The organism is Flavobacterium sp. WC2509 (assembly GCF_052683105.1).
The window spans coordinates 3,074,522-3,097,714 of the sequence record NZ_JBQZFG010000001.1 but is presented as its reverse complement, the minus strand read 5'-3'; the positions used below and the strand labels follow the sequence as shown (position 1 = coordinate 3,097,714).

Here is a 23,193-nt window from a genome sequence, read left to right as displayed (position 1 = left end):
AATCAAGTCCTTTCTTAAAAGCCTAATGCTGGCAATGCAATTCTTTTTCAGGTGTTAACTATATTGAGAAACCTTTATCAGTCGATTTTTTTTAAAACACGGCCTATAACTCTGTAAAATAAAAACCTATTGGTTATAACCGAAACGTTTCAACATATTGGCGTTGCTTCTCCAGTTTTTATTCACTTTCACATACAATTCAATGTGGATTTGTTTTCCAAAGAATTTCTCTAAATCTACTCGGGCATCCATACCTACTTTTTTCAAAGCAGCACCTTTGTGACCAATAACAATTCCTTTTTGAGTTTCGCGTTCTACCATAATCAAAGAACGAATTCGGATGATATTTTCATCTTCGAAGAATTCTTCGGTTACAATTTCTACCGCGTACGGAATTTCTTTACTGTAGTTCAATAATATTTTTTCACGAATCGTTTCGTTTACAAAGAAACGTTCTGGTTTGTCTGTCAATTGATCTTTTGGATAATAGGCAGGTGATTCTGGCAAAAGCGAAATAATCCTTTGAAAAACTTCTGGAACATTAAAATTCTGCAAAGCCGATATTGGATAAATCTCTGCATTAGGAACTTTAGCAGTCCAAAAAGCCACTTGCTCTTCCAATTGTGTTTGATTTGAGTTGTCAATTTTATTCAACAACAATAAAACTGGAATTTTAGAATGGATAATTTTATTGAAAAAAGCTTCATCTTTTAATTCCTGCTCCCCTATTTCAACCATATAGATTAAAACATCAGCATCTTCAAAAGCAGATTTCACGAAATTCATCATCGATTCCTGCATTTCATAAGCCGGTTTGATAATTCCAGGCGTATCCGACAAGATCATTTGAAAATCTTCTCCATTTACAATTCCAAGAATCCTATGACGTGTTGTTTGCGCTTTAGACGTAATAATTGATAATCTTTCACCAACAAAGGCGTTCATTAGCGTTGATTTCCCAACGTTTGGATTCCCTATGATGTTTACAAAACCTGCTTTATGTGACATTTCTATTATAATTTATTTTGCAAAGGTAGTTATATCAAGTCAATACAGGAAATAAAACATTTTTTTAAGTTTTTCTTGTTTTTCTATAAATTCGGCGTATCTTTGCACCCGAAACAACGCGGGATAGAGCAGTAGGCAGCTCGTCGGGCTCATAACCCGAAGGTCACAGGTTCGAGTCCTGTTCCCGCTACTAAGTAGCCTTATTGAGATTACAAAACGCACATCGCGGGATAGAGCAGTAGGCAGCTCGTCGGGCTCATAACCCGAAGGTCACAGGTTCGAGTCCTGTTCCCGCTACTAGAAAAGCTTCAGAGAAATCTGGAGCTTTTTTCGTTTTAATCCTCTTTCTCAACGTCTCGTTGTGTTCACGAGTAGGATGCTCGCACCAGCAGGGTAACATAATCAACAGTATAAAAGAATATTGAAATGTTAGAAATTCTTTACCAAGACGAATATATTATAGCAATCAATAAACCAAGTGGATTGTTGGTTCACAAATCATTTTATGCGCGCGATGCAAAAGTGTATGCTATTCAGGAATTGAGAAATCAAATAGGGCAACACGTTTATCCTATTCATCGGTTAGATCGCAAAACATCTGGCGTCTTGTTATTTGCGTTGGATAAAGAGATTTTGAAAATTATGAATGATCGTTTTGCCACACGCGAAGTCGAAAAAAAATATTTAGCCATTTTACGTGGTTGGTCGCCCGAAGAACTAACAATTGATTATGATTTAACTAATGATGATGACATCAAGCAAAATGCAATAACATACTTTCATCGTTTACAAAATGCCGAAGTTGCCTTAGAATTTAATAATAAACCAACCTCACGATATTGTTTGGTAGAAGCAATTCCAAAAACTGGACGTATGCATCAATTAAGAAAACATTTCAAACATATTTTTCATCCCATTTTAGGAAGCCGTCCACATGGTTGTAACAAACAAAATAAATTATGGTTGGAGAATTATGACCTAAAAGGAATGATGCTTCATGCACATCAATTAATTTTTAATCATCCAATAAAAAATGAACAACTAATCTTGAATGCAAAGATTAATGAAGAGTTTAGCAGAGTAGGTACTATTCTTAATCTAGATTTGAGTAAGTATAAGTAGAATACTAATTTGTAAATTATTATTCTACTTTGAATTTATGATGCGCATACTTCCCGCTACTAAAACAAAAAGCTTCAGAGCAATCTGGAGCTTTTTTTGTTTATTTAGATTTACAAAACAATGTCTAATTCAGATTGCGGGTGCGAAGTCAGGAAACATTCGCACAGCTTGCATGAGAACTCCTCGGAGAGCTGTTCATTTTAGTTAATCATTTCTTAATCCCTTAAGAAAAATCATCAGTATTACTATAAATTCGTCTTACCAATTAGTATGAAATAAGTTATTTTTCAAAAAATGACTTATTACTATGATGGCCCAAAACAAATCTCAAGAATAACTTTTATCTTAAAAAATTGATTTATACAACACTTTTAAATATTGCAGTTTTTCAGGGAATAGTCTTAGGCTTAATTATTTTAAAGTCTTCTTTATTCAATAGTAATTCAAATAAATATCTAGCATATTTATTATTTACACTTTCAATTATCTTACTGAATCATGTTTTTGAGGTTGAAAACACGTTTACTACTTATCCTTTTTTGCACTTTATTGACAATATCGAGTGGATATTTCTATTACCTTCTTTCCTATTCCTCTTTATTAAAAACCGGATTGATGATACTGTAAAAAGCAAACAAAAAGTTTATTTATATTTTATTCCATTTGCTTATTCCGCTGTCCTTAATATTGCACGTGATCTTGATTATGTTGCAGGAATTTATACTATTCCCGAATCAGGCAATGGTCTAATGACAATACTTGGTCTTGTTCATCTTATTTTAGCCCTTACATTCATACCATTTCTACTTCTTTACTCCTATTTTATTATAAAACATCTAAGAGATCCACAGGAAAAAAAATGGATAATTACCTTATTAACAATTGTTACTTCATTAATATTCGCTTTTCTTATTATATATCTAGCTAGTTTATTTATTAAGTTCAATCTTTCTTCGGCTATGAGTGTGCTGGCTTTATCTGCAACATTCATAATTCACTGGACAGCTTATGTAGGCATTTACAAATACAAATTGGCCAAAAACAAAGATGCTGTTTACAATTTTCTAAATAATGATTTAGCTCTTTCGTATAACAATCTGCAAATTGTAGAATATAATACACCAGAAGAATATAAGGAATCTATCACGGCAGATAATCTTTATTTTCAAAAGCTGGAACTTCTTTGCAAAGACCAGCACATTTATACCGACAGTACATTAAACAGAGAAAAAGTCGCGGATAAATTAGGTATAAGCCCAGGATATGTTTCACAAATTGTAAATACGATAACAGAAGACAACTTTGCCAATTACATAAATAACTATCGGGTTGAAGCTGTAAAGGAAATGATTTCAAATTCTGAATATGAAAACTATAATTTGCTGGCGATGGGATTAGAATCTGGGTTTACTTCAAAGACAACTTTTTACAAAGCCTTTAAAAAAGTTACTGGTCAAACTCCAAATGAATATAAAAACACCAGCAAATAAGTACCATTTTATACAGTTTTAAGCTTTTGAAACCTTTTCTAATTTTTCATAAACGAATTTTGGCTTCAAATAATTCAAAACAATTTTTATGAAAAAAATTTTATTACTAGCTGTTGTTACAGTTTTAGGATTTACAAATGTTAATGCCCAAGAAATTAAATTTGGTGCTAAAGGAGGTTTAAACTTTGCGTCTATCAGCGGAGATAATACCGGAGGTAGTGATGTTGTAACAGCATTTCATTTTGGTGTTTTATCAGAAATTCCCATTTCTGATAAATTTTCTTTTCAACCTGAATTAATGTATTCGGGTCAGGGATATAGTTTCAATCATAATACAATTGCCTTAAGTTACTTGAACATTCCTTTAATGGGAAAGTATTATTTAACAAAAGGATTTAGTGTTGAAGCCGGACCGCAAATAGGTTTTTTACTTTCTGCTAAAAATGAAAAGACAGATGTAAAAGATTCGTTTAAAACTTTTGATTTTGGTGTTAATTTTGGCTTAGGCTATAAGCTTGACAACGGACTTAATTTTGGCGTACGATATAATCTGGGATTAACTGATATTAATGATTTACCTAATTCTTCCAGTAACAATAAAAACGGAGTATTTCAAATATCGGTTGGTTATTTCTTTTTCTAAAACTTAATGATTAGTTTGTAAAATTTATGATTCAATCTAAAAAAGAAGTCAAATTCTTGTTGCAGTTTTATAAAAATCTTCAATAAATTGGTTAGCTATTTTAATGCTTTCCGCTAATAGAAAAGCTCCGGAGAAATCTGGAGCTTTTTTCGTTATATGTCTCGTCCTGAAAAAAGTTGACTATAATTACCTTAATTATGTCAACAGAAAGAAAAGAATTCAAAAAGCCGTTAGCTCCACAAACTTTCGGAGAGCTATTCAAAAAGCAAGTAGTAAAAGAATTTGAACAGGGATTATTTACAAAAGCGGAACTTCGCAGGCGCTATAATATTCGTGGTAACAGCTGTATACCCCGTTGGTTAAAAAAATATGGTAAATTTACCTATCAAGATAAACTAACCATTGGCCGTCCTATGAAAGATCCTCAATCTCAGCGCATCAAAGAACTTGAAGCACAATTAGCCAAGAAAGAACAAGAATTGTTGGTTTTTAAAAAGTTTATAGAAATAGCCGAACGAGAGCTAAAAGTTGAGATTGTAAAAAAGTCTGGTTCCAAGCAGTCCAAGAAATAAATCATATTTACAGGATTAGTCCTCAGGGAATATGTCGATTGTTTGGGTATAGCAAACAAGCTTATTATAAACGAAAAACACATCTGTTAAAATCAGGTTTAGACAAAGAGTGCCTAAACTCTTTAGTGATGTCAGTGCGTCAAAAACTGCCCAAAACGGGAGGTAAAAAACTATATTTTATGTTGAAAGATGATTTTAAGAAACATCAAATAAAGATAGGCAGAGATAAATTATTTGATTTTTTACGAGATGAATATTTATTAGTTCCGAAAGTTCGAAGATATTACAAGACAACCAATTCAAGACATTGGATGCGTAAATATCCAAACTTAATTAAAGAGATAGAAATCAAAAGGCCTGAGCAAATTTGGGTAGCTGATATTACTTACCTTAGAACTAAAGATAAAACACATTATTTACATCTGATAACAGATGCCTATTCGAAGAAAATTGTGGGCTATAAATTATCGGATAATTTAATGGCAGCTTCTACATTAGAAGCTTTAAAAATGGCTGTTATTAATAGAAAATACAGTAACAATCTTATACATCATTCAGACAGAGGCTTGCAGTATTGTAGCAAAGAATATACCGAATGTTTATCCAGAAACAACATTCGGATAAGCATGACGCAAAGTTATGATCCCTATGAAAATGCAATTGCAGAAAGGGTAAATGGAATTTTAAAAGAAGAGTTTGGATTATTTGAAATTTTTGAGAATGTTGAAAACTTAAAAAAGCAAGTCGAAGAATCTATTCTGTTTTACAATCAAATTAGAGTCCATTTGTCTATAAATATGCTTACTCCTAATCAAGCGCATTCTCAAAATAATATTAAACTAAAACGATGGAAAAAAATAAATCGGAACAGAAGTAATTCTGTCCCGATTTAACTAATTTTATAATATTAATCGAGTCAACCTTTTTCAGGACAACTCAATAATTACTTTTTAGATTTTTTTCACAGACACAAATTACAAATCTGTGGTATCGGATTAGTTATACTTTAATTCCAACTTCACTCCTATTTTCAAACTTATAAATTATATAAAAAAAATGTTTTTGCATTAAAATATTATATATCTTTATGATATCAATTTAATATCATTTAAATATTACTCATTATGAAAACAGAAAAAGTTTTAACACCTTTCAATGGCTATTTGGTTGTTGTCATTCTATTATTTTCAATGGCAGTAGCAATATATGGCTTTATCTCAAACAACATGATATTAGCAGTGGCTTCACTACTACTATCTGTTCTTTTAACAAAGGGCTTTATTGTAATAGGCCCGAACAGCTCACAAGTTTTATTACTGTTTGGAGATTATATAGGAAGTGTTAAAGAAAGTGGTTTGTTTTGGGTAAACCCTTTTTATAATAAAACAAGTTTATCTTTGCGTGCCAGAAACTTTGAAAGCGAAAAAATTAAGGTTAATGATAAAATGGGGAATCCTATTTTGATTAGTGTTATATTAGTCTGGAAAGTCAAAGATACCTTTAAGTCTACGTTTGAAGTTGATAACTATGAGGGATTCATTAGAATTCAAACGGATTCGGCTGTTAGAAAACTTGCAGGTTCTTTTCCATATGACCATTTTGAAGACGAGAGAGCTACTGTAACATTAAGTACTAATTTTGACGATGTTAACAAAGCACTTGAACACGAAGTTACGCAACGATTAGAAATTGCAGGAATAGAAGTAATAGAGTCAAGAATTGGATATCTGGCCTATGCTCCTGAAATTGCTCATTCGATGTTACGACGACAACAAGCGTCGGCTGTTGTTGCTGCGCGTCATAAAATTGTAGAAGGTGCCGTTGGTATGGTTGAAAGTGCTTTAAAACTATTAGCAGATAAAGAAATTATAGAATTTGATGAAGACAGGAAAGCAACAATGGTAAGTAATTTAATGGTAGTACTTTGTGGCGATAGTGAAACTAAACCTGTGATTAATACTGGTACTTTAAATCAATAAAAAGATGTCTGAAAAAAAGTCATTTGCATTAAGAATTGATTCAGAAACGATGAAAGCAATTGAAAAATGGGCTAATGATGAATTTCGTAGTGTCAATGGTCAGATTGAATGGATGCTTAATAATAGTCTAAAGAATGCAAAAAGATTAAAGGAAAAAAATGAACAAAAAAAATAAAGAATATAATGATTATGTAAACTATAGCCATAGTTAAGCTGTTTTTCAAAATGATCTTTTACTAAATATCTCAATTTTTAAAACATCAATACAATGGTTTGAGAATTGTTTCGTCAGGAATACTAGAAAAGCTTCAGAGAAATCTGGAGTTTTTTTATACCTAAAAAACAAGAATTTACAGTACTCTAGAAAAATTGATAGCCTTTATTAGATTTAAAAATAAAATGCGCAAAGTCAAAGACATTTGCGCATTTTTCTTTTAAAAACTCTCCAGACAGTAGCGTTTTTCATTTAGTTCTTTATTTGACCCAATTCTTCAATTACAACTGTTACTGGCCCTATTAAACCTGAACGTAAAAGTGGTTTACTTTTATCAAAGAAATCCAATGTACTAAAAGTGATGCGATTTGTGCTTGGTCTTTGTGTATTGTTTTTTACCCAATCTGGTATTTCTAACAGGTTTCTGCCTATGGAAGGATTTGGATCAACATACGTAAATGTTCTCATTGGTCCCCACTTGCAATCTTCAGGTTCGTATTTGTCTCCAATAATTCTATTTACCCACAAATTGGTTATTTTAACTTCTACTTTGTTTTCTCCTTCTTTACAATACTGACTAATATCTAAAACAAAAGGAGGAGTCCAAAGCACTTTTGCCACTTGGTTATTTACCGTTACAGTGGCAATATTTTTCACCTCGCCTAAATCAAGAGTTATCCTTTTATTTTTAATCTGATTTGATTTCAAATAAAATGTTTTAGCATAAGTAGCCGAGCCTGCAAAATGTTTAATACCAAATTCAGGATTTTCATTCCAAGGTGTTAATTCTTTAAAATAAGCATAGGCTGGAGCTCCTAGTTTCTCAGGAAAAGTAACATTCCAATTGGTATTTAAAGACAGCTTTTCAGCATCCTTATTTTGTTTCTTTACAATGACCTTTCCATCGTTTAACTGAAGTTTATAGGTTCCTTTATTTTTTAAAATCAAATAAGTATCTTCTGTGTTATTCGTAATGTATTCAGCGGTGCTAACCACTTTATCATTAAGCGTTACTGATTTTATGTTTGGTTTTTCGGCATCTTTTATTTTAGAGATAAAAACGACAAAAAAAGATTCATTAGGTTTCATATCGACAGTTACAGCTGTAGTCGCACCATTATTTTCCCAAACCAATGCCTCTTTCATTTCACCTGTTTCTGCATTCCATATTTCAGGTTTCATTTCAGAAACTCTAAATTTAATTGTTTTCTGATTCCTTTCGGAAGATTGATTTGAAATAAAGTAATAATGTTTATTATCATCTTTACGATGAATCCAATCCATATCATTTTTATCATCTACAATTTCAACGTCCTTTACTATATTTTCTAATGCTATTACTTCATCGACAGAATACCCTGCATACACTTTACCCTTTCCAATATTTCGAATGCTTTTTTGAACCTTTCCTTTATCGTCAACAGCTCCAAAAAGTTTCTCGCTAATAGTTTGCACTTCGGCATTTTCATCTAAATAATTATTCAATCCAGGAACGCCTTCAAAACCTTCACCAATGACGACAGCACCTTGGTTTACTAATTCTTGAATTTTTTTCACAGTTTCTAATTCGATTCTTCCTCTTTTTGGCAGTACTAAAAATTTAAAAGTTTTACCATCAGGTAATTGCAGTTTATTCTCCACTACCGAAAAGCGGTTTTGAAGTTCTTTGGCATTGCAAATATCTGCCTTGAAACCTTTAGGACTGTAAGCATTCTTATCACTGAAAAGTTGTAAGTAACAAATATCGCTCTCAAATAATCCTTTTTGTAGCAGTAACTGACATCTAGTAACATAAGCTACCCACTCTTTGGCACCATTATCCCACCAAGTTTGTGAAGGACCAAATTGTGTTCCCCACCAATCCATTGTCATTCCTGGTTTTAGATCTGGCCAAGGCTGGTGAGCGCATGCGTGTAACATAAACAAGTTTACTCCTTTACAAAAGGCTCTATCACCATCTTTTTTTAAATCGGCTAAGTCCGTTTGCCAGGCATATTGTGGCTGACCTGTAAATGCTTCGGCCGCTACTATCTTCTGCCCGTTTAGATGTGCATTACTGGCAACTGGCAAAATGCTGCTCCAACCCCAAGTGGCAGGACTCGCCCAAAACTCACACATGACCATATCTCCAATTCCACGTATTGAGCTATCATCAAAGTTCTTTTTCCCTGTTCCATAAGGTTCAACCAAAAAATTTAAGCCTGGAGTTTTATGAACCAACTCTTCTAAATGACCATAATAATTTTGAGCAAACAACTCATTAATTACTCTTGACCAATCATTTTTAAAGCGTCTCGTATGGTCATTGGATTCTAATATAAAACCTTCTCTAGTAATTAACCAAGGAAGCAAATCATAACCACTGCGTTGTTTAAATTCAGCCGCCATGTTGGGAGTCCAATCCTGATTACCTGCTTCATAACTATCTATTTCGATGCGTTTAAATGTAGTTCCGGCGTGCTCTCCCATCGCCTTTAATAATTTTCCCGGATATAATTCCCAAAAATGATCCAAGGCTTCTTTACTCAATTTGTCTACTTCCAAACCTTGACCTGATAAAGGTGCAGTTTCATTACGATGCCCAGTAGTTGTATGACCAAATCTCAAAACAGTCCATTCCCCTTGTGGTAATGCTTTTATCAATCTGTCTTTTGCATCCAAACCGTTTGTTATAATGATCAGATCTTCTTTTTTTAGCTCTTTTTTTCCTGATGGAATGGCTATGATACAGATATCTTTATAATAATTCCATTCGGTGCTTACTTCGCCTTTGGCGATTATCTTTTCCTTAGATTGTTTTCCTGAAACAGTCGTTTTTGAACATATCACCTTTTGCATAGAATAGGCAACATCCAAACCTGGAGCACCACTTGATGACCAACCAGGGCAGTTGTGAGTTCCAAAATCAAAACCAAGTCTTTTGCTTTCTGCAAGTGTATACTGCATCAAATCCAACCATTTATCACTAAACACCGTATTTTCTGGATCTTCAATACTTAGTTGAGTAGAGCCAATTAAAAATTGCTGAACGTTTGTAATTCCAACCTTTTTATAGGCTTCCAAATCATACGTAATTCCTTTTTTGGTTACAAGACCATTCATCCATTGCCAAATAACATAAGGAGAAGCTCCTTTACCCTCTTTAAAATCTGTAGCTATTTCTCTGTTTTGTCCAAATAGACCAGACAAACAAAGGAAAAATGCAAACAAAAACAGACATCCCTTTTCTTTATATAAACCGTAGCGCTTATTTATGAGTAACATATTTACAAAATTTAATTTATTGAATTTTCACCAATCAAATTGACATTAATTCTATGACTAACAACAATTCATAAAAATTAGCTTGGGATTTAATTTTGTTAAAAATATATTTTTAATGCCTTTCTTTTGTCCTGCAGTGTCCTGTAAGAATGCATTTTAAATTGGATATAAAAACAAAAAGCAGAATAGAACTTAGGTTTTACTTCTTAACTATGTGATTGAATTATGATGACATATTAAATTTTCCATCGCTATATAAAGTAAAGTTATTTTACAAGAACATAAAAAAAATGCGCAAAGTCAGAGACATTTGCGCAGCTTTTCGGAAGGATACCTCGGAGAGTAAGGTTAAATTATTTTTTATTTAATATTTGCCATTTGTAATCATAAAATCTTTTGCTTTTTATATAATATTGATCTTTTTCTTTTTTTATCAAAAACATACTTTCGCTTTCGTCAGAAGTGCATATTCCTTCACCTGTATATTTTAATTTAATAGTATCGTTGTCTTGAGTAATACTGTAAGTTCCTTCACAATATGCTTCAAGAGAATTATTTGTTCCGATGCTTAAAATAGCTTCAGAACTACGAAAATTAAAATAAAAACTAATCCCAATTGGATTGCCAGTTTCGACGCTAGAAACATCAGTTTTGATCACATAGTCCCCTTTTAATTCGATGTTTTTATCTTTTAGTATTTGGTTAGAATTATTTAAAAATTTATTTTTCCAATCTTTATATTGTGAGTCATTTTCGCTATTTATATTGAGAGTTATGGACTTTTTCCACAAACCATTTATATTTTTAAAAATTATTTGTTTGTATGGGTAATTAGGATAATAAGGAACATCCATATTGACATTGTGCTTTAAATATTTTTTATCAATTAGAAATATGCATATATCATAGGATTCCTTCAAGCTATTAATATCCATTTTATTAATCTTGATTTCTGCTTTATCAATATCACCATCTACATTAAATTTTTCTTTAGGAATAAGATATACTTCTACATTTCCTAATTTATTCGTTATATTTGATTGATATATACATCCATAATCAGGAATTGTAAAGTATCCATCCATATATGAATAATCACCGCATTTTAAAAGATTGTCTAGTGATTCATCAGAATAATCTGTTTCGTTAACCACTATATTTACATCTGTATTTTTTTCTTCAGTTTTAAGTGTTTCTGAATCATTATTACCTTTACAAGAAGTAAGAAGAAGGAGCAGTCCTAATAATTTAATTAATTTCATTTTTTATAATTTTTTAGTGTAATTTTTTGGTCTAAAATAGCCTTTCCAACCTGCATGATTTAATAAAGCTTTACCTGTTCGTTTGTATACAGCAGTTCTTGAACTGCCTTTTCCAGAATAACCTCCATTATTGTTATTGGTAGTTTCATCTGCACTACCTATGTAACCAATCGCTTCTAATATAGTAACGAGGTCGGTTTTTTCATCGAAGTCATATACAATTCCAGTATGACCAACACCATCTAATCTTCTCCATACAAAAACATCACCTCTTTTAGGTTTAAAATCTTTTGATGCACTTCCAGAGACAAAATCAATATTTTCTGAGTCTATTGCTTTTCTAAAATCCTTTTGCGTAGTCATGACTCCTGTGTTTAGTTCTTTAACATTGGTTGTTATTCCTAGTTTAGTTAAATAAATTGATACGGTTTCAGAACAATCTAAACCTTTTAATCCTTTTTCGGAAAGCGAATTTCTTACTCCAAGTTGACTATAAGGAATATGTTTGTCAACTAGTGATTTCATTTCATCCAAAACCCCAATATCATTACTTTCCTCTTTATCTTTTACCGCTCCACAAGTAAATTCTTTTTCTTTTTTCGAAAGACCTTCAGCAAAACTTATACGATATCTTCCTAATATTTCAACACGCTGAATTTTATTATCGTTGTTGTTCTCTTGATCAACACTTTTGTTTGCATTATAATTTTTAGTACTTATTTTTTCTTTTTCTGTTTCAGGATTTTCATATTTTTCATATAACACATAATTATCATTTTTAACTATACCAATTGGAGCAAATACTTGTAAATAGATATCTTCAGGGGATAATAGTTTTTTATGCCAATTATACAGCATGAAATACTTTTTAACGTATTCAAGTTGTTCCACATCAGTCATCAATGCTAGTTTTTTCTTATTGAGATTTAGAGAATTTTCTTTGTTTAAAGCATCAATCGCATCTTTTGTAAACTGTATTAAACCAACTGCTCCACTAAAATTTTCACCAAGTTTGTTAATAGCTTCTTTTGACAACCCTTGATATTTTTTTCTTTTTTTTCCATTGTCGTCTATATAACTAACTAATTCAATTTTCGATGGAGAAAATGTTTCAGATGTTTCCACTTTCATGACGGCCATTAATCCATTAGCCATTGTCTTATATTTATCAGGCCATAAATCTTTACTAATTTCAATAACTTTCTTTCTAAAGTCACAACTTACTTTATTTCCCCAAATCAAATCATAGTCCTTACAAACACAAGTACCATTCTTTTCCTCTTTTTTCTCCTCTTTAGAATCCTTATCAGGCTCTCCAACTTTTAGAGGATTATTTCCTGTAGGCGTTGTTGGATTAGGTACAATCATTGGAGCTACTTTAAATAAACCTTCACACCAATCTATAATGTTATCACCATTAGATTTTTCTTTCTCTTGTTTTTTGGATGGGCCTTTTTTCTGAGCGGGAGTTACTTTAGTTGAGACTGTTGGTTTTACTGTTGTATCCTTGTAACTAGGATTATCAACATTAGTATTAGCACTAGCTGTTTTTTTATTCAAAATTTCGGCTGTGACATAATACTCATGTGTTTTACCCTCATCAGCATCCCCTTCCGCTTTTATGGCATCAGCGATTTTGGCAAAATCAGGTACTAAAATAAAATCAATATCGGCAATTCCATTTTTTACAGTGCCGGAAAGTGTTTTCATTTTATTCTTTTCATTCGCTTTGTTGTGCCCAGCACCTTTGGCATCATCCTCCCATAAAGTAGCATATACTGTATGCCTTTCCATGTGTACGCAATGTACTCTCGCCTTGAGTGTTTGACCGTAAGCAAAAGGTTCCGAAGGAGCTTTACCATTAGAATCTAAAAACTCAATACTCACTATTTTGGGGCTATCTGCTTTTTGTACTTTTATGTCTAGACGAGCTCTTTGCCCGCCTTTTTGAACCATAATTCGAATCCCTTTTCTGTCTAAGCTTTTTTGTAAAAAAGTATAGAAAACAGTGTTACCTGTTTTGTCATTTTCTTTTGTTTTACGCCATCTGCCATTTTCTAACACATGTACCGTCCACTCCACTGGATATTCAAAAGAATCAGGTTTTGATCCACCAAAATTTCTAGTAGGTATTGCGCTAGAGAATAATTCGTTTACCGAATAAGATTCCGCCACACTTATTTTAGGTGTTGAATTTCCAAATATTTTTAATTCAGACATACTATTTCTTTTATTTACAATAGAATTACTTAATCACTTTTATATCACTTTGAGACAAAGATTAAAACTCAAATTTGTTTCATAGTAATAATTATTTTGTAAATATATAAGAATTAAACTATAATTATGTAGTGGTTTTAAAATAAATACTTACTTATAATTAGAAATAAATTGCTCTATGAATAATTTTAATTGTTTAAAAAGTGTTATTGCAAAAGCTGAAAACTAATCTGAAACCTTTGAAATTAAATGTGTTGACAATTTTTCAATCTCCAAATATTAAAAACAAACCAATATCTTTTGCAATTCGAAATGTTAATCGTAATATTGCAATAATAAATTAAAACAAAATGGGAGCTACTAAAACAGAACATTTTACTGATGCACAAAACCAAATCGCTTCGATTGCAAAGGCTTTGGGACATCCAGCAAGAATCGCCATCATTGAATACTTATTAAAAGTAAACGAATGCATTTGCGGCGACATTGTTAATGAACTTCCTCTTGCCCAACCTACTGTATCGCAACATTTGAAAGAGCTCAAAAACGCTGGCATCATAAAAGGAAATATTACAGGAAATTCAATTTGTTACTGTATCGACGAAAAAGCGATTGCCCTTTTGAACACCTATTTTTCTAATATTACACAAACGATTTCAAAATCAAAATGTTGCTAAAGCATTTTTTTAATACATATTATCGCAATATTGCATTTAACCAATAAATAAAAAATCATGAAATTATCTGAAATAAAAGAAATTTTACCAACATTAGAAAATGTTGAATTTCAACTAGAAAATGGGACTTTCGTGCCGGAACATTTCCACGTAACCGAAGTAGGAATCATTATTAAAAACTTTATTGATTGTGGCGGTACAATTCGAAATGAAAAGGTTGTCAATTTTCAGCTTTGGGATGCCAATGATTTTGAACATCGCCTAAAGCCTAATAAATTATTGCATATCATTACACTTTCGGAAGATCAATTGGGGATTGAAGATTCTGAAATTGAAGTGGAATATCAGAGTGAAACCATTGGCAAATATGATTTAGCTTTTGATGGTAAAACTTTTATTCTTAAAAACAAAAGAACTGCTTGTTTAGCACAAGATTCTTGTGGAGTTCCTTCTGAAAAAGTTTCTAAAACAAGTAGTGAACCTTGTTGCTCACCTGAGGGAAATTGCTGTTAAAATTTAAAAATCAAAATAAAATGTCAAAACCAGAATCAACTTTATTTTCTGAAATACAAAACACAATTAAAGGTTTAAAAATTGAAGAAATTACAATAGAACGAAAAACAATTTTACAACCTCTTGTAGCATTCATTCAGACTAAAGTAAATGAGCAAAAAGAAATCAGACTCAATCTAATTTGTACACACAATTCAAGGAGAAGTCATTTATCTCAAGTATGGGCGCAAACGGCATCGGCCTATTTTAATATAAAAAATGTTTTTTGCTATTCTGGTGGAACAGAAGCTACTGCCATGTTTCCTATGGTTGCTAAAACTTTGGAAAATCAAGGTTTCAAAATCAAAACAATATCAGAAACAAACAATCCAATTTATGCCATAAAATATTCCGAAAATGAACATCCAATTATCGGCTTTTCGAAAAAACATGATGACGATTTTAATCCCAAAAATGAATTTGCTGCAATCATGACTTGTTCACAAGCAGATGAAGCTTGCCCATTTATCGCAGGAGCAGAAAAGAGAATTCCAATAACTTTTGAAGACCCTAAAGCATTTGACAACACACCACAACAAGCAGAAAAATATAACGAAAGAAGTTTACAAATTGCAACCGAAATGTTTTATGTTTTCTCCCAAATCAAGCAATAATTATGTCAGCAAATAATTGCACTCCCACATTAGAAAGAAAAAAGCTGGGATTTCTGGACCGTTATTTAACGCTTTGGATATTCTTAGCAATGGCAATAGGAGTTTCTGTTGGTTATTTTGTTCCATCAAGTAGCGGTTTCATCAATTCATTTTCGAGCGGTACAACCAATATTCCTTTGGCTATTGGATTAATTCTAATGATGTATCCTCCATTAGCAAAAGTAAAATATGAGCAAATGGGAGAAGTTTTTAAAAACACGAAAATCCTTGGCGCTTCCTTACTTTTAAATTGGATTATTGGTCCAATTTTAATGTTTGCATTAGCATTATTATTCCTAAATGGTTATCCCGAGTATATGATTGGCATTATATTAATTGGCCTTGCTCGCTGTATTGCTATGGTTGTTGTCTGGAATGATTTGGCCGATGGAAATCGAGAATATGGCGCTGGCCTTATTGCCTTAAATAGTATTTTTCAAGTGTTATTTTACAGTATTTATGCTTATGTATTCATTACTGTATTGCCTCCTTATTTTGGATATAAAGGTTTTGAAGTAAATATCAGTATCGGACAAATTGCTGAAAGTGTTGGAATTTATTTAGGTATTCCGTTTGCACTTGGTATTATCAGCAGATATGTATTAATCCAATTAAAAGGAGAAGAATGGTTTCAAAACAAATATGTTCCAATCATTTCACCTATAACACTAATTGCTTTACTTTTTACAATACTTATAATGTTTAGTCTTAAAGGCGAACTTATTGTACAAATTCCAATGGACGTCATAAGAATTGCAATTCCATTAGTCATTTACTTTATAATAATGTTTGTTGTTAGTTTTTTTGTTGGCAAACATTTTGGTGCCGACTATTCAAAATCAACTGCAATAGCATTTACTGCGACAGGCAATAATTTTGAATTAGCAATTGCAGTCTCCATTGGTGTTTTTGGCATCAACAGTGGACAAGCATTCGCAGGCGTAATTGGTCCTTTGGTTGAAGTTCCAGCACTAATTGCTTTAGTAAACGTTGCTTTTTGGTTCAGAAAAAAATATTATAGTACAGTACAAGAGAATTAACTTTGATGTTGCAAAGCTAGAAATGGCTACACAATTTAGATTTATAATTATTACCTACTATTAAAAAGCTTCAGAAAAACCTAAAGCTTTTTTCATTAAAACCGTTTACTTTTAAAAATGAATTACAAGCACTTCACCAACTTTCGTTTTAGGTAATTTAAATCTACCATTAACTGATTTCAATTCGACCGATTTTCCATTATAATTCAATTGTATTTTTGGAACTTTATCATAGTTCACATACATTATTGCTCCAGTTACATTCACAATATTTGCAGTAATTAGTTTTCCGTCTTTCCAATCCATTGCAACTTGAGCACCATTTTTGGCAATAATTCCTTTAATACTTCCTTCTTTCCAAAGTGTTGGTAAAGCCGGTAAAAGATACAAATCCGTGTCATCGCTTTGCAATAGTAACTCCTGAATTCCTGCCGCTGCTCCAAAATTTCCATCAATTTGAAACGGAGCATGAAAATCAAATAAATTAGAATAGGTACGCTGAGCCAATTGGTAACGCCATAATTCTAAAGCCTTGTCCCCTTTCTGAACACTAGCCCACATCAAAAACTTATTGGCAATAGACCAACCTGTAGCATCATCGCCTCGGTTTTCTAAAACGATTTGAGCTCCTTTTTGAAATTCTGGCGTTTTTGGATTAATTAAATTCCCTGGATACAACCCGACCAAATGAGAAATATGGCGATGAAAAGAGTCTCCTAGTGCTTTCCCATCTTTATCTTTATTATAAGCAACTTCCTGACTCCATTCTTTTATTTGACCATCAGCACCTAGTTCTATTGGTTTTTCAAGGTTATTCCTTAATTCCTCCCAAACTCGTTGTTTGTCTGAATCAATATTCAGAATTTTCGAAGCTGCAATACTGTAATCCAAAAGTCCTGAAATTAGCTCTAAATCGTATTTCACTCCTGTTTGGTAAGGCCCATGTTCTGGAGATCGTCCTTTACCAGTTGTATAAAAATAGCCTTTAGGATATTGCTTCAAATCATCTGATTTTACTTTATGACTATTTAAATAAGCAACATAAAAATTAGCTGATTTACGCAATATGGGATACAATTGACTCGCAAGCCATTTTATGTCCTGACTGCGTTGAAACAGATCCCAAACATTGTACATTAAAAAAGCAGTATTCCCGGGAGATTGAATACTAGTCGAACCTGTTAAATCCGTTTGACCGTTGATCGATTGTTTGGTATGCATCACAAAAACGCCATCTACCACATCATTTTTAGAAGACTGAAAAACAATATTTTTATTTTTATCCAAATTATAAGAAGCCGTACTCACATCATACATATTGCGAGCCGTTACTGAACCTGCAGGAATTTGTGTATCAACCCAGTTTACAAGCGCTTTTCCGCTATCGATAAGATTAGCTCCACCTGCAAACCAATAATTCATTTGTAAATTAATATTAATGCAATAGGTAGATCCCCATATTTCGGCAACGGATTGATTCCATTTTCCCTGAAGTGTTGCTGGCAAAGTTTTTTCACGAGAAGAAGCAATCATCAAATAACGGGCATATTGATAAAAAAGTTCTTCTAGTTTTTGATCCAAACCATCGTATTGGGCTTTTGAATACGAAATCTTTTCACCTGCTTTTATGCCTTTTATAACGGCACTGTATGCCGCAACTCTTTCATTTGTTGGAATTGCTATTGCATCCGTACTTTTAGCCAACTTAAACTCCACACGGTTAAACAAATTTTGATAATCTGTGATGTGCTGCTGTTTTAGCTGCTCATAATTTTTCCCATACGTATTGGCTAATCGGTTTTCAGCCTTTTGCATCGCATAAGCTAGGCCATCCTTATGCTTAAACTGAGGTTTGTCTGTATCCACTTTTCCATTTGTTCCAATGACAAAAGCATTCGGATCATAATCAGTTGCCGAAGCAATGATAATTGTTACCCCACTCGCATTTTTAACCTCAACTTCACCATAATGATCTACAATTTCCCCATCATCAGCCAGTACTTTTATTTTGGTACAATACTCCAAATCTGATGGCTGGCTATATGTTGCTTTTCCACCTCCTGTATATGGTTCTGAATCTTTAAGTTTACCCGTAATTGTAACGATTCCATTATTAACCTGAATATTTCCAGGATGTGCAGATACGGGTTTTACAGTGAAATTTAGCGCTTTTGCCTGATCAGCCGTGTATCGCAAAACAATAACCTGAGCTGGATAACTGGCAAAATATTCCCTCTTATAATTTACCTTTTCATATTGATAACGAACAGAAGATACAGCAGTATTTAAATCTAAATCTCTGTAATAGTTAAGAATATCAGTATTTTGCGGCATATTAAAATCAACAAAAACATTTCCAGTATTCATAAAACCGTTTATCCCCTCGCCCATTTTTCGGTTTACATTGTCGGAAGCTACCTTTTCCTGAACACCTCGATAACCGGCTGCCCAAAAGCTTTCTTCGTTAAACTGAATGTGATCTTTTCCCGGCATTCCAAAAAGCATTGCTCCCAAGTACCCATTACCTATAGGCAATGTTTGTTCTTCCCAATCTTTTCCATCACGATCATAAATAGTTGACTTTGGGTCATAAGCTCCCGTTTTATACCATAATACATTGTCTAGTTTACCTGTTTTATAAGAATCATCATAAAGATAATTTACACTCAGGTTTTTAGTATTTACTACGGCAGGATCAACTCCAGCGGGAACCTTTTCGGGAGTCATCACACTTGGTCCATTCCCGTAACTAGGATGTGTGATCCAATTGGAATAGATTGGAATCCCTTTGTAATTTCCTTTTTTGAAATCTTTTGTCAGCAAATTTTCTCCTGAATTCGACACTATTTTAACACGCAAAAATTCAGCTTGCGTTAAATCAATTTTCCATTCGGCAGCAATGAATTGATAACCTTCATTCAGTTTATCAAAATATACTAACACTGTAGATTGTCCAAGCTTTTTTTCTTTATTATCAAAAGCTTCCAGTACCAAATTTGCCTTAGACCAACTCTTCGATTCTTTTTTAAATTGAATTCCCAGAACTCCTTTTGCTTCTTGCAAATTGGTTAATCCTCCTTCTAAAACTACTCCTAATACCTCATTTTTTTTGTCTTTTGCTTCTTGGGCAAAGGTTAAACTTGTGAATAGAATGGTGAAAATTAAGCTTAGAAAACGATATAAAATATTTTTCATTTAAAGTATATTATGGAAGTTCTTTTTTAAATATTTTCTGCAATTTTTTAATAAAATCCTGATTTAGTAATTTAATTGATAAATACAGTACTGAAACCTATTTATCAAATTCATAATTAAAATAATCTACATCTATAAAACCTTTTTCGTTCATATCATTATAGCAATAAACTCCAATTCTGTCGCCTCTATATGCTCCCCATTTTAACTGATAAGCTTCTCCAAATGGAATAAATATTTTCCCATCTGTACTATATTCATATTTACTTACCCCATCTAAACTCCAAGAAGATTTAAGCCAAATCTGATTACTTTCTAATTTCAGTTCTTCTTTAAATTCTCCTTTTACAGCAAATTCTATTTTTTTTACTCCATCTTCAAAGCTTACTCCAATGGTGGAATAGTTCGGTGAACCAAAATGGGTTAAACCTGCCTTTTGTCCATCTGCCATTCCACTTAAATCTAATTTCACAATCACCTCATTTAACGATGTACGCAGTACTCGTTGTGTTAAAGTATTACCTGCTTTTAGTAGATTGCCTTTTTCTATAGGCTTAAAAGCATGCAACCTCAACCACCCTTTTCTCTCGGTCAAAGACCATTTATCCATTCTAGGCTGATAATTCCACTCCCATTGTAAACCTAGTTTTTTCTTATCAAAATCATCACTGGTTTGTGGATAGAGCATTTTTTGTCCCTGAACGGGAATTTTACCTTCCCAAACCATATTCCCTATTTTATTATCATCTGCCTTTCCTAGTATTGGCCAACCATCAACCCAATTTACAGGTAACAAACTCATGACTCTCCCTGACCAATCACCACTACTGCCATGATGGGTTAGAAAATACCACTCGCCTTTTTGAGTTTGAACTATACCTCCCTGATTGGGTTCATGATATTCTTTTTGAGCGTAACTCAATTGTTTTATCTCTTCGTAAGGTCCGTAAATATTTTTAGAACGTCTCATCATCACTACCCTTCCTCCTGATTTTACTTCAGAAAAAAAGTGATAATACATTCCTTTGATTTTGTATAGTTTATTGGCTTCACTTCCTTTAGATTGATAAATGATTTTATCCGATTCTTTAATTAAACTTTTACCATCACTTGTCATTTTAAACAGATGGATTTTATAGTCATCGGCAAATTTTGTTCCTATCAGGTACCCTTGTCCATCCTCATCCCAAAATGGACAGCAATCATCCCATCCTTTTTCTGCTAAAATAGAAGTAAGGGGCTCCCAAGGACCTTCTGGATTTTTAGCCGTAGTCATAAAATAACCCATATCTGGATCGCCAAAATAAATCCAAAACTTATTGTCATGATAACGAATAGCACCTGCCCAAACTCCTCTTCCATACCTATTCATCTTATCCCAATTCATTTCTGGTGAAATGGAAGTTATGTCTTCTATCGCATGACCGACAATCTCCCAATTCACTAAATCTTTAGAATGAAGTATTATAAATCCTGGAGAATATTGAAATGTAGAGGAAACGGCATAATAATCATTCCCAACTCTAATACAGTCAATATCGCTATAATCTGCTGGGAGAACAGGGTTTTTATAGGTTCCATCATTTTGATTTCCCCATTTTTGCCAATCGCCCCAAACTATTTTTTTAGGAGATTCTTGTGCATTACTCTGCATACAAAAACATAGCAATATTAATTTTGCACAAACTATTGTATATTTTAATTGTTTAATCATTTGGTTTTAATGAAACTTATTCAAAAGGTGTAATTAACCCTTTGCTGTAATTGAGCAAATTTTATTTAACACATAGAAACATAGATTTTATTAAAAAAAAGAATTCAAAAAAGAAATACATTTCTTTCACATAATATGTTATGTGTGTTTTAAAAAAGTGAAAACGCCTTCTTTCGAGCTTACATTATCTATGTTTCTATGTGTTGAAAATAATTGTATCCAACTGGCTATAGTTAGTACTGTATTATAACTTAAATATTTTATCCATCATTACCCATTTTTCTCCCGCTTTTGCACTTGGCATAGCTTGTTGAAATTTCCACATTACTTTTTCCCATTCCTGAACTTTTGGATTCAAAGCATCCATTTTTTGCTTTCTCTCGGCTGAGTAACTTTCGTCAACCTCCATAATCATGAAAAGGTGGTTTTCTACCAAATAAATTTCCATATCCAGAATACCAGCTGATTTAATGCTTTCTGTAATTTCTGGCCAGGCTTTACCTTGGGCGTGATACGCTTTATATTCCTCAATTAATTGAGGCTCGTTAACTAAATCGCAAGCACAACAAATGCGGTTTGTATTCATTTTTTTATTTTTGATATTATTGTTTTAAAACTCTCTTTTACCTTTTAGATATATAAAAAAGTCTAATTATTTTTTGTCAAATCGAGCGGAGTCGAGATTCAATAGTGGTTCTCGACTTCGCTCGAAATGACAAATTGGACTTATAAACCATAATGACATTATAAATTCAGTTTGTAAAATGAATTAGCATTTTCGAACCAAAACTTATTCTGTTCAGCGGTATTAAACTGAGACAGATAATTCTCTAAAGTTTGCACCACTTTTGAATAACTAGCAGCCAGATTACTAACAGGCCAATCAGATCCAAATACGGTTCTTTCTGTTGTAAAATTTTCGAAAATCACATCTAAATAAGGTTTTAAATCTTCTGGTTTCCATGAATTCCAATCGGCTTCGGTAACCATTCCAGAAACTTTGCAAACTACATTTTCTGCCTTTGCTATTTCCTGAATATTCTTTTTCCAAGAATCGATCTCTCCTGATTTAATATTGGGTTTGGCAATATGATCAATAATAAATTTTTGATTCGGAAAGCGATTCACCAAATCAATAGCTGCCGGTAATTGTCGATGAAAAATAAGAATGTCATAAGTAAAATCAAATGCTGCCAGAGCAGCAATTCCATTTCTAAAATCATTTCTTAGCATAAAATCATCCGCTTCGGCTTGTACAACATGTCGAAAACCTTTTATGATTTTATGTGCAGAAAAATGATGCAATCTTTCAGAAACAGTTACATTTCGTAAATCAACCCAACCAACAACCCCTTTTATAAAATCATTTTTGGAAGCCAAATCAACCAAAAAATTTGTCTGTTCTTCAGATTGATAAGCTTCGACAGCAACACAACCTTGAAAGTTATTTTCAATCAATAAAGGCAACAAATCTTCGGGTAAAAAATCCCTTTTAATTTTTTGCATCGACTCATCAATCCAACTGTCCCTAATTGGGTCAAATTTCCAAAAATGCTGGTGTGCATCAATTCGTTTATTCATAATTCTA

At 32.7% G+C, this 23,193-nt stretch carries 18 protein-coding genes and 2 tRNA genes; 12 read left to right on the top strand and 8 right to left on the bottom strand.

The annotated features are described in order from the left end of the window. Positions 1-126 precede the first annotated feature (126 nt). The gene (gene era / locus ACUN3A_RS12920) at positions 127-1,008 is read right to left on the bottom strand and encodes a GTPase Era (RefSeq protein WP_445551696.1); all 882 of its coding nucleotides are present in this window, start codon (positions 1,006-1,008) and stop codon (positions 127-129) included. Between the two features lie 117 nt (positions 1,009-1,125). On the opposite strand from era, the gene ACUN3A_RS12915 reads away from it, so the two are divergent. The 8 genes from ACUN3A_RS12915 (at position 1,126) to ACUN3A_RS12880 (ending at position 6,989) form a co-directional block, all read left to right on the top strand. Beyond that, positions 1,126-1,198: transfer RNA gene (locus ACUN3A_RS12915), tRNA-Met, on the top strand. Between the two features lie 34 nt (positions 1,199-1,232). Then, positions 1,233-1,305 (top strand) — tRNA-Met (locus ACUN3A_RS12910). Between the two features lie 129 nt (positions 1,306-1,434). Beyond that, on the top strand, positions 1,435-2,130 hold the full coding sequence (locus tag ACUN3A_RS12905; RefSeq protein WP_445551695.1) for a pseudouridine synthase: 696 nt from the start codon (positions 1,435-1,437) through the stop codon (positions 2,128-2,130). A gap of 353 nt (positions 2,131-2,483) precedes the next feature. Continuing rightward, positions 2,484-3,620, top strand: a complete 1,137-nt coding sequence (locus ACUN3A_RS12900) for a helix-turn-helix domain-containing protein (RefSeq protein WP_445551694.1) — start codon at positions 2,484-2,486, stop codon at positions 3,618-3,620. Between the two features lie 88 nt (positions 3,621-3,708). Next, a complete protein-coding gene (locus ACUN3A_RS12895) occupies positions 3,709-4,263 on the top strand; it encodes a porin family protein (RefSeq protein ID WP_445551693.1) in 555 nt (184 codons plus the stop codon). 197 nt (positions 4,264-4,460) lie between these two features. Further along, positions 4,461-5,728 (top strand): IS3 family transposase gene (locus ACUN3A_RS12890; protein WP_445550800.1). Its coding sequence is split into 2 segments (ribosomal slippage): positions 4,461-4,800 and positions 4,800-5,728, totalling 1,269 coding nucleotides; the frame shifts between segments, so codons are not numbered across the junction. A gap of 231 nt (positions 5,729-5,959) precedes the next feature. Continuing rightward, positions 5,960-6,814, top strand: a complete 855-nt coding sequence (locus ACUN3A_RS12885) for an SPFH domain-containing protein (protein WP_445551692.1) — start codon at positions 5,960-5,962, stop codon at positions 6,812-6,814. 4 nt (positions 6,815-6,818) lie between these two features. Continuing rightward, positions 6,819-6,989, top strand: a complete 171-nt coding sequence (locus ACUN3A_RS12880) for an Arc family DNA binding domain-containing protein (RefSeq protein ID WP_089352030.1) — start codon at positions 6,819-6,821, stop codon at positions 6,987-6,989. A gap of 291 nt (positions 6,990-7,280) precedes the next feature. Here ACUN3A_RS12880 and ACUN3A_RS12875 read toward each other — a convergent pair whose 3' ends face one another. The 3 genes from ACUN3A_RS12875 to ACUN3A_RS12865 all read right to left on the bottom strand — a co-directional run bounded on the left by ACUN3A_RS12875 (position 7,281) and on the right by ACUN3A_RS12865 (position 13,774). Next, positions 7,281-10,292: a glycosyl hydrolase gene (locus tag ACUN3A_RS12875; protein ID WP_445551691.1), complete on the bottom strand. Its 3,012-nt coding sequence runs from the start codon at positions 10,290-10,292 to the stop codon at positions 7,281-7,283. A gap of 353 nt (positions 10,293-10,645) precedes the next feature. Next, positions 10,646-11,554: a hypothetical protein gene (locus ACUN3A_RS12870; protein ID WP_445551690.1), complete on the bottom strand. Its 909-nt coding sequence runs from the start codon at positions 11,552-11,554 to the stop codon at positions 10,646-10,648. 3 nt (positions 11,555-11,557) lie between these two features. Next, entirely contained in the window at positions 11,558-13,774 is a 2,217-nt protein-coding gene (locus ACUN3A_RS12865) for a hypothetical protein (RefSeq protein ID WP_445551689.1), read from the bottom strand. A gap of 350 nt (positions 13,775-14,124) precedes the next feature. Here ACUN3A_RS12865 and ACUN3A_RS12860 point away from each other — a divergent pair, with 350 nt between their 5' ends. Genes ACUN3A_RS12860 through arsB form a run of 4 tightly spaced genes read left to right on the top strand, consistent with a single transcriptional unit; the run spans position 14,125 to position 16,696 of the window. Beyond that, a complete protein-coding gene (locus ACUN3A_RS12860) occupies positions 14,125-14,451 on the top strand; it encodes an ArsR/SmtB family transcription factor (RefSeq protein ID WP_445551688.1) in 327 nt (108 codons plus the stop codon). Between the two features lie 57 nt (positions 14,452-14,508). Further along, positions 14,509-14,964, top strand: coding sequence for a DUF6428 family protein (locus tag ACUN3A_RS12855; RefSeq protein WP_445551687.1), 456 nt, complete (start codon positions 14,509-14,511; stop codon positions 14,962-14,964). Between the two features lie 20 nt (positions 14,965-14,984). Beyond that, positions 14,985-15,617: an arsenate-mycothiol transferase ArsC gene (locus tag ACUN3A_RS12850; protein ID WP_445551686.1), complete on the top strand. Its 633-nt coding sequence runs from the start codon at positions 14,985-14,987 to the stop codon at positions 15,615-15,617. Between the two features lie 2 nt (positions 15,618-15,619). Further along, entirely contained in the window at positions 15,620-16,696 is a 1,077-nt protein-coding gene (gene arsB, locus ACUN3A_RS12845) for an ACR3 family arsenite efflux transporter (RefSeq protein ID WP_445551685.1), read from the top strand. A gap of 111 nt (positions 16,697-16,807) precedes the next feature. On the opposite strand, the gene ACUN3A_RS12840 is transcribed toward arsB, so the two are convergent. From ACUN3A_RS12840 to ACUN3A_RS12825, 4 genes are all read right to left on the bottom strand, one after another. Further along, positions 16,808-19,891 (bottom strand): glycoside hydrolase family 95 protein, encoded by a 3,084-nt coding sequence (locus ACUN3A_RS12840; protein WP_445551684.1) that lies wholly within the window; start codon positions 19,889-19,891, stop codon positions 16,808-16,810. Positions 19,892-19,988: 97 nt separating this feature from the next. Continuing rightward, positions 19,989-21,605 (bottom strand): glycoside hydrolase family 43 protein, encoded by a 1,617-nt coding sequence (locus tag ACUN3A_RS12835; protein WP_445551683.1) that lies wholly within the window; start codon positions 21,603-21,605, stop codon positions 19,989-19,991. 244 nt (positions 21,606-21,849) lie between these two features. Beyond that, the gene (locus tag ACUN3A_RS12830) at positions 21,850-22,191 is read right to left on the bottom strand and encodes an L-rhamnose mutarotase (protein WP_445551682.1); all 342 of its coding nucleotides are present in this window, start codon (positions 22,189-22,191) and stop codon (positions 21,850-21,852) included. Positions 22,192-22,349: 158 nt separating this feature from the next. Further along, positions 22,350-23,186: an amidohydrolase family protein gene (locus ACUN3A_RS12825; protein ID WP_445551681.1), complete on the bottom strand. Its 837-nt coding sequence runs from the start codon at positions 23,184-23,186 to the stop codon at positions 22,350-22,352. Positions 23,187-23,193: the final 7 nt, after the last annotated feature.

What these genes read in the sequence shown, in the direction of transcription:
- era (WP_445551696.1), bottom strand. Translation starts at nt 1,008, where the DNA reads ATGTCACATAAAGCAGGTTTTGTAAACATCATAGGGAATCCAAACGTT.
- ACUN3A_RS12905 (WP_445551695.1), top strand. Translation starts at nt 1,435, where the DNA reads ATGTTAGAAATTCTTTACCAAGACGAATATATTATAGCAATCAATAAA.
- ACUN3A_RS12895 (WP_445551693.1), top strand. Translation starts at nt 3,709, where the DNA reads ATGAAAAAAATTTTATTACTAGCTGTTGTTACAGTTTTAGGATTTACA.
- ACUN3A_RS12885 (WP_445551692.1), top strand. Translation starts at nt 5,960, where the DNA reads ATGAAAACAGAAAAAGTTTTAACACCTTTCAATGGCTATTTGGTTGTT.
- ACUN3A_RS12880 (WP_089352030.1), top strand. Translation starts at nt 6,819, where the DNA reads ATGTCTGAAAAAAAGTCATTTGCATTAAGAATTGATTCAGAAACGATG.
- ACUN3A_RS12875 (WP_445551691.1), bottom strand. Translation starts at nt 10,292, where the DNA reads ATGTTACTCATAAATAAGCGCTACGGTTTATATAAAGAAAAGGGATGT.
- ACUN3A_RS12870 (WP_445551690.1), bottom strand. Translation starts at nt 11,554, where the DNA reads ATGAAATTAATTAAATTATTAGGACTGCTCCTTCTTCTTACTTCTTGT.
- ACUN3A_RS12865 (WP_445551689.1), bottom strand. Translation starts at nt 13,774, where the DNA reads ATGTCTGAATTAAAAATATTTGGAAATTCAACACCTAAAATAAGTGTG.
- ACUN3A_RS12860 (WP_445551688.1), top strand. Translation starts at nt 14,125, where the DNA reads ATGGGAGCTACTAAAACAGAACATTTTACTGATGCACAAAACCAAATC.
- ACUN3A_RS12855 (WP_445551687.1), top strand. Translation starts at nt 14,509, where the DNA reads ATGAAATTATCTGAAATAAAAGAAATTTTACCAACATTAGAAAATGTT.
- ACUN3A_RS12850 (WP_445551686.1), top strand. Translation starts at nt 14,985, where the DNA reads ATGTCAAAACCAGAATCAACTTTATTTTCTGAAATACAAAACACAATT.
- arsB (WP_445551685.1), top strand. Translation starts at nt 15,620, where the DNA reads ATGTCAGCAAATAATTGCACTCCCACATTAGAAAGAAAAAAGCTGGGA.
- ACUN3A_RS12840 (WP_445551684.1), bottom strand. Translation starts at nt 19,891, where the DNA reads ATGAAAAATATTTTATATCGTTTTCTAAGCTTAATTTTCACCATTCTA.
- ACUN3A_RS12835 (WP_445551683.1), bottom strand. Translation starts at nt 21,605, where the DNA reads ATGATTAAACAATTAAAATATACAATAGTTTGTGCAAAATTAATATTG.
- ACUN3A_RS12830 (WP_445551682.1), bottom strand. Translation starts at nt 22,191, where the DNA reads ATGAATACAAACCGCATTTGTTGTGCTTGCGATTTAGTTAACGAGCCT.
- ACUN3A_RS12825 (WP_445551681.1), bottom strand. Translation starts at nt 23,186, where the DNA reads ATGAATAAACGAATTGATGCACACCAGCATTTTTGGAAATTTGACCCA.